This is a genomic window from Okeania sp. SIO2F5 (assembly GCF_010692685.1).
GTDB lineage: Bacteria > Cyanobacteriota > Cyanobacteriia > Cyanobacteriales > Microcoleaceae > Okeania > Okeania hirsuta.
Window position 1 is genome coordinate 24347 of record NZ_JAAHGU010000084.1, and the last position, 7766, is coordinate 32112.

At 36.3% G+C, this 7766-nt stretch carries 7 protein-coding genes; 3 read left to right on the forward strand and 4 right to left on the reverse strand.

Going from position 1 to position 7766, the window contains the following annotated elements; translation table 11 throughout:
* Positions 1–85: 85 nt before the first annotated feature.
* Both F6K27_RS21945 and F6K27_RS21950 read right to left on the reverse strand, forming a co-directional pair.
* Positions 86–550 carry a universal stress protein gene (locus tag F6K27_RS21945; RefSeq protein ID WP_287276006.1) on the reverse strand — a complete coding sequence of 155 codons (465 nt, stop codon included), beginning with the start codon at positions 548–550 and terminating at the stop codon, positions 86–88.
* Between the two features lie 943 nt (positions 551–1493).
* A complete protein-coding gene (locus tag F6K27_RS21950) occupies positions 1494–1967 on the reverse strand; it encodes a universal stress protein (RefSeq protein WP_124147273.1) in 474 nt (157 codons plus the stop codon).
* Between the two features lie 88 nt (positions 1968–2055).
* Here F6K27_RS21950 and glgX point away from each other — a divergent pair, with 88 nt between their 5' ends.
* Entirely contained in the window at positions 2056–4176 is a 2121-nt protein-coding gene (gene glgX / locus F6K27_RS21955) for a glycogen debranching protein GlgX (RefSeq protein WP_287276008.1), read from the forward strand.
* A 334-nt stretch (positions 4177–4510) separates the two neighbouring features.
* Here glgX and F6K27_RS21960 read toward each other — a convergent pair whose 3' ends face one another.
* Positions 4511–4717: a hypothetical protein gene (locus F6K27_RS21960; protein WP_287276010.1), complete on the reverse strand. Its 207-nt coding sequence runs from the start codon at positions 4715–4717 to the stop codon at positions 4511–4513.
* Positions 4718–5526: 809 nt separating this feature from the next.
* On the opposite strand from F6K27_RS21960, the gene F6K27_RS21965 reads away from it, so the two are divergent.
* A complete protein-coding gene (locus F6K27_RS21965; RefSeq protein ID WP_287276011.1) occupies positions 5527–6117 on the forward strand; it encodes a sigma-70 family RNA polymerase sigma factor in 591 nt (196 codons plus the stop codon).
* A 109-nt stretch (positions 6118–6226) separates the two neighbouring features.
* Positions 6227–6700 (forward strand): hypothetical protein, encoded by a 474-nt coding sequence (locus F6K27_RS21970; RefSeq protein WP_287276013.1) that lies wholly within the window; start codon positions 6227–6229, stop codon positions 6698–6700.
* 402 nt (positions 6701–7102) lie between these two features.
* On the opposite strand, the gene F6K27_RS21975 is transcribed toward F6K27_RS21970, so the two are convergent.
* Positions 7103–7766: ImmA/IrrE family metallo-endopeptidase (locus F6K27_RS21975; RefSeq protein ID WP_287300918.1), on the reverse strand; the 664-nt coding region annotated here is incomplete at its 5' end.

Consider the following 7766-nt stretch of genomic DNA (forward strand, 5'->3'; position numbering starts at 1 on the left):
AGACTAGTGAAGCGCAAACCCTAATTAGAACGGGAGCAAGATGCTCCCACTAGCTATACCATTACAATGCACAACTACCCAAAAACTATTGCTGCACAACTAACACCGAACATTTCGCCCGGTGAATTACATAACTGCTCACACTACCTATAACCATTTCGCTGAAAACAGAATGTCCTCTGCGTCCCATAACTATTAGTTCAGCACCCCATTCCTGAGCCACCTTACAGATCTGCTTTCCAGGTACACCCTCAGTTTGAATAAATTCTGTGTTTACCCCTGCTGTTTTAGCTTCGTTAGCTCGTGACTGCAACATTTCTAGACATTTTTGCTCAAAATCTTTCCATTTTTGTTGATATTGCACAATCAATTCTTTGTTAAATTCCCGGGAAATTGCTCCAAATTTAACGGGTATTTCTCCTTCTTCGGGAGATAAAACGTGCATTAGTTTTAAGTAGGAATTATTGAGTTTTGCTAAATTGAGAGCAGTGGCAAATACGCGATCGCCTGCTGCTGATGTGTCCATTGTTGCTAGAATTTTTTGATACATAATCTTTATGATGAAAATTTAATTATTTTGTCTCAGGACTTACCCATCAGGTAGGAAAAACTTTGGGTTTAAGATTGCTTTCCTATGGGTTGCAATGACGAAAATACCTTGTCATGCCTAAGTCCTATTATCTAATACTAATATTGTATCCGAATTATCAGAAAAATATATTTTTTTTAATATTGATTTCACTATACTCAATCTTAGACTAATTATTCCTAGTGAAAATGAAAATTATGATTTTGAGTAGCTTTCTTGATAGAGTTAGCTATTACCAGAATATCCATCAACAATTATTCATATAGCCTTTTTATCTGGGATGTGGAAAACAAGTGGTATGAAAAAGATATGGAGGTATGGAGAGAATAGTAAAGGGGGAAAGCAGCATTAAATAGTGGCAAACACAAAGGGATAAAGTAATTGATTGGCGTGCTTTTTTTCTGAGAAAAAACCTCAATTTAGATTGACATCTAAAATAAAAACACTATAGATATAAATGAATACTAATGAATAATTGCTCATTACTAATAGATATCTCCAATAATAAAAAATAAAATCAATTATTGCAGTCTTATTCATCAATTCTTTCCCCGGTAGTCCTGCATAGTAATAGTGAAGATACATATTTTTTAATTTCTGACCACACTCCGCACACTCCGCACACTCCGCACACTCCGCACACTCCGCACACTCTGCACACTCTCTCATTACTATGCACCACCACCCTTTCCCTCTACTCCCTACGGACGTTGCATGCAACGTCCCTACTTTTGGAGGAGATGCCTAATAGACATCTGGTAAAAATCAAAAATCAAATCAATTATTATCCATAAGTTATCAATTATTCCCCTCCTGGGAGGGGGAGGGGCGAGGGGTGGGTTCCCTGTTCCCTGTTCCCTGTTCCCTGTTCCCTACTTTTGGAGGAGATGCCTAATAAAAAAAGCTAATCCTGTACAATATGAACAGAACAATGAGCGCGATGAATAACATAATTACTGACACTACCCAATAGCAGTTCACTAAAAACGGAATGCCCACGGCGTCCCATAACGATTAAATCAGCATTACACTTTTGAGCTAATTTACATATTTCCCGACCAGGGTTGCCTCTGATTTGGGTAAATTCTGTATTGAACCCAAGTTCTTTTGCTTTATCTGCTTTTGATTTCAACATTTGTAAACATTGTTTCTCAAATTTTTCCCAAAGTTGATGATATTCTTTCATCATCTCTGGGTTAGTGCCAATGTCAGTACCAATCATTGGCCAATAATTTATCGGACTTTCTTCTGCCTCCTCCGAGAGAATATGAACCAACATCAGACTAGGGTTACTGATTTTTGCTAATTTTAGGGCTATATCAAACACGCGATCGCCCATAGCAGATGTATCGATGGCAACTAAAATTTTTTCATACATAATTAATACTTCCAATGGTTTTGTTAAATATCTATTTACATTGTATAAAATTACCAAGGTTATCTAATAGTTAAATAAGTCAAGAATTATGAATCTTAATATATTACCAGGTAATAGTTTTCCCATTGGCGCAACACTCTTAAAAGACCCCAAAGGAGTAAATTTTTCCATTTACTCTAAAAATGCTACAGCAATAGAATTATTACTATTTGATGAACCTGACGCAGCTCAACCAGAGCAAGTAATTTTACTCGACCCTAAACAACATAAAACCCATCATTACTGGCACATATTTATTTATGGTCTTGAGGCAGGGCAAATATATGCTTACCGAGTTTATGGACCACTTGAGCCAGAAAAAGGTCATCGATTTGATGGTACAAAGGTATTACTAGACCCTTACGCTAGGGTAGTAGTGGGACAAGAAAAATATAGTCGTGAAGCTGCTACTAGTTATGGCGATAACTGTGCTTATGCTCTCAAAGGGGTAGTAGTTGACCCAACTGCTTATGACTGGGAAGATGATGTACCTCTAAACATACCCTACGCTTATACAATTATCTATGAAATGCACGTTGGTGGATTTACTCGTAACCCTAATTCTGGCGTTTCTCCAGAAAAACGGGGTACTTTTGCTGGACTAATTGAAAAAATTCCCTACCTGAAAGAATTGGGAATTACTGCTGTAGAATTATTACCCGTACAGCAATTTGATGAACAAGATGTGCGCGAACCTCTAATCAATTATTGGGGTTATAGTCCGATCGCCTTTTTTACTCCTCACCACAATTATAGTTCTCGCAAAGAGATTTTCGGACCGATGAATGAATTCCGAGATATGGTAAAAGCTTTGCACAAAGCTGGAATAGAAGTAATTTTGGATGTGGTTTTTAATCACACTGCAGAGGGTAATGAAAACGGACCGACAGTTTCTTTCCGGGGACTGGAAAATTCTACTTACTACATTCTGGAGACAGACGACTCCACTTATTACAGTAACTATAGTGGTTGTGGCAATACTTTCAATACGAATAATCCTTTTGTACATCGCTTAATTGTTGATTGTCTTTGTTACTGGGTTAGAGAAATGCACGTTGATGGGTTCCGGTTTGACTTGGCATCTGTTATGTCTCGGAGTGTGACTGGCGATCCGTTGGAAGATCCACCTGTGTTATGGGCAATTGAATCCGATCCTGTTCTGGCAGGGGCAAAAATTATTGCAGAAGCTTGGGATGCTGCGGGATTATATCAGGTGGGTTCATTTATTGGCGATCGCTTTGCTGAATGGAACGGACATTATCGTGATGATGTTCGTCAGTTTGTCAAAAGTGACCCCAAGATAGTTGATAAGTTAGCGGCTAGAATTATGGGTAGTCCTGATATTTATCCTCAACCCGACCGCGAACCCAATCATAGTATTAATTTTATTACTTGCCATGATGGTTTTACGATGAATGATTTGGTTTCTTATAATGAAAAACATAATGAAGCTAATTGTGAAGATAATCGCGATGGTGCTAATGATAATCATAGCTGGAATTGTGGGGTTGAAGGATTAACTAATAAGCAGGAAATTGAAAGATTACGACTGCGACAAATTAAGAATTTGTTCGCCATATTATTTTTCTCCCAAGGCACGCCAATGATTTTAATGGGGGATGAAGTCAGGCGAACTCAACTTGGTAATAATAATGGTTATTGTCAGAATAATGAACTAAGTTGGTTTGATTGGGAGCAAATTGAGAAACAAACGGATTTACTGCGATTTGTGAAAGGGATTATTAATTTTACCCAAGAGTTAGAAATGATGCGGGTAGATAAGGTTTTAGCGACAGTTGGTTCGGGTACTCCAGAGTCATCTTTACCTAGAGAAGAAGGGGAAGTTTACCCAAATGAAGTGCCTAATATTAGTTGGCATGGAGTACGTTTAGGTAAACCTGATTGGCATCTAGATTCTCGGACTTTAGCTTTTAGTTTGAAGCATCCAGAAAGTGGTGAATATTTTCATATTATTTTGAATGCTTATTGGAAACCTTTGATGTTTGAGTTACCACGTTTAAAAAAAGGGGAAAGTTGGTATTTAATTATTAATACTGCTTTTCCTTCTCCTAAAGATTTTAATGATTTAGATACAGCTACAAAAGTTATTGGTATTAGGTATCGGGTTGAGCCGCGGTCTGCTATTGTTTTAATGGCGAGATTTGATTAGTTTAGGGCATAGGTTTTGGGGATTAGGAGTTAGGAAAAAATCAGGAGTAATCATCTGTTGGTAGAAACAATTGAATCTATTTACTATTAAGTATTAGGGAATAAAATTGTACAAGTTGATACTTTGTAGATTGGGTTCGAGATACGCTTTTTATGTTGCGGAACAAAACCCAAACTACAGTAGTATAACTAATTATCTTAATTTCATAGGACTTACGCAAAGCAAGGTATTTTTGTCATGTTGAGTAGCAGAGTTTCGCCTCAGCATTACGGAGCTAAAGTCACCTCAAGTCAATACTTTCGTGCTAGCTCCGTAAATCCTGTTGATATTAATTTTATTTTTTATTTATCTGCTCCAAAAGCAACTCTGAAAGAGGATTTGTTTGTTCAAACTTCAATTCAACATTCATAGCAGATACTTTGAAATCAACAAAATAACCTCCAGATAGTACATTTACAACAATAAGTACTGTTAAAAGTATTCTTGAAACTTTATATTGCTTAGAATTTTCTTGATTAGAAGACTGATTATTATTAGACATTTTTTCTTTTCTCCTTTCAATTTTTTTTTGACTTATGTGCATTCCTGTATTTATGTGTCTGATCGAGCTGTTTTGTTACACAAATTTTTATTTCAAAAAACTGTCACATCGAAAGAATTTTGCCTAATTACTTACAGGGTATTATATCAAGTCTGGATAATTAGTGATGAAAAAACCTATTCTCTCTACACAGGGGAAATCTCCTTATTCTCCACCCCCCCCTTATTTATAAGTATTCAACTGGACATAATATTATTGGGTTGCCCCGGCGCTTAACCCTATCTAAAGTATGATAACTAATTCTCCAATCTCCTTTCAACTTTTTTTGACTTTTAGTGGTGTTTAGAAAGCCATTTTGTTCGTGACATAATTTTTTTTCACAAAACTGTCACATTTCAGGAAATTATTCACATATAAGTAAGCGTTGATAAATAGATGTCTACGATAATTCACCGGAAACTCCTGTAAAAAGGTAATTTCATTTATCAACGTCGAACATTATATATTTCCAGAATATAGTTTTTGGAGATATCTATTAGGAGATAGTTTTATCTAAGAATAAAATTAACTCTTTTATACTTCTCCATCAATTAAATATTTTTAGATGTTGGGGAGGTAGATTTTTTTTCGACAATAACCCTCACCTAAATTTTTTAGATTAATTAACTAAGGAGGTAGTTTCATGTCAGAATAAAAGGAGTCATTTCAGTTATCAGTACCTCTGCAATAAGGAGGCTTTAAATCAGGAATATTATCTTTTTTTATCCCCTTAAAAGGGGGAGACTTTAGACCACAATTTTTCGGTTACAATGAAACTAAAAACTGATGCTAAAAAGTCTTTTGATTTAGCTATTCAAGGTTTAGCAAATCCCAAAAATATAAAGGATATTCACGATTCATTAACTTCAATTGTTTTACGTGAATTTATTATTCGCACACTAAAACAATTTCATCTAGAACAGGTCGATTTCTATGATGTTGTTTCCGAAGTTTATATTAGAGGAACAAAAACAATAGACTCTGGAGAGCATATTGAAAACCCAGGAGCTTGGATAAGAATAACTTCTTTGAATATTATTCGGGAGATGAGCCGAAAACAACTCAAGGAGCAAGCTAACTCTGAGTTCATAGAGCGTCAAATTGCCCCTGACGATCGGGAGGAGAATAATGAAGTGGAATTGGAAATCTTAAAAAAATCACTTCAAACTCTAACCGAAAAAGATCGGCAAATTCTAGAATTGAAATATTTCCAAGATAAATCCTGGAAACAAGTAGTAGCTGATTTAGCCGATCGTGGAGAAATATTGAAAGAAGCTACTGTCAGACAGAGAGGGAAACGTGCATTGGAACGCTTAAAAAAAGCTTTTTGGTCCCTCAAATCTGAGAAATTATCAGCTTAGGGTTAAAAAAGTTTTATGGAGGAGCCATATTCCCCTAACTCACTTTTACTACCAAGGGTAAAGAATACTGACTCCAGTAGGCAAAAAGTAATAGTAATACAACATCGCAATGAACGAAAAACAGTTACAACCTAAACACCTGTTATCCTTATCAGAAGAGTATCGTCGCTTGATATCTCTTCCTGCATTTTCAGAGGATGACGCAGAGCGAATGGCAGAAATATTAGAGATTGCTAATTCAAATGAAGATCTCAACTGCCTCATCGAAGAGGTTGAAATGAATAATTACATAGGCTCACAAAAGGCTAAAAATCACAATCAGGGACTACAGCGTTTACTCCAAGCCATTTCAGAAAGTACAAGTGATTCTTCAGAGGTTAGTGCTTTGAATAAAGTTATTACTTTGAACAAAGCCAACATCTTGCGACAAACTCCTACTTTGGTAGAAGCCATCTTACAATTAGTCATAATTTGCTTATTTCCCCAAGGGTTAATGTTTATACTACCCATTTTGTCTCTTTTATTGAAATACAACAAAGGCTATAGGAAAACCGTTTTAGGGAAAGCGAGTAGCGGAGAATAAAACACTTGCCTTTCTGAAGAAAGCCTCGCCCAACACTTAAGTAATTTTGTAGTTGACTAGAATAACCGGATAGGGTGGGCAAATATCAAACCTATTAACTATTGATATCAATAATTACATTTGCCTACCCTACTTACTTTATTAAAATTAGTATAATGACTGACTGTTAGAAAAAACAATAAAGTTATTATGTCAATACCTCATCGGACTAAAATTGTTGCAAATATTGACCCTGCCAGTAAATCTTCAGAAGCGAGCGATCTCGTTTTCTGCTATGCGATATTCAGATTAATCAGTGATGAAAAAAACATCTTCTCCCTAATCCCTAATTCTTAACTCTCTTATTTAATAAGTATTCAACCAGCCGTTGAAATAGGCTGGCTAATTTCCTCCTGTCTGTTTTTAAGTTGATCCAAAAAGTTGTGTTTGTCCTTGAACTTCCTCAGTTCCCCGATGAATTTTTCGACTACCTTTAGGAATGTAAATCCAGCCAAACTCTTGCAGACGATAAGTTAAATTAGAAATGCTGACGCCTAACTCATCTTTAATTTTATAAAGGTTTGACCATTTAGTTAAATCTTTGCCTTGTCTTTTCTCCTCAAGAATCGATTTTGGCATCAATAAACAGCCTGCAAAATATTGAGCTTGCCATTCAATAGAATCAATTTTGCTGCCACTTGCACCCCGACAAACAAAAGGTTGTTCTGACTGATTTGGTGTTCCATAATCACCAAGGTCGAGTTCTAACTGCTTCACAGCTCCATCTGCTTCATCCTGATTAATATGTAGTACCCAATGACCAATTTCATGGGCAAGTGTTGATTCTTGAAAGCCTTGCGGCTTATCTAAAATCTTTTCATTGAGTTCAATCAGTCGTTCAGTTGGTAAAATTCGGGCAGCGATCGCTCCCCCTTCATCAGGAGGAATTTCATCCCAAACCACTCCCAAGTCTAAAAAATCAGCAACTAAAGAAGCTTCAAAAGGCCATCTGGGAGCAAAATTTGTGGTCTTATGCATTCGTCTGAGAATATCATTTGCCCGACGCTCAATCGACTCTTTGCGATAA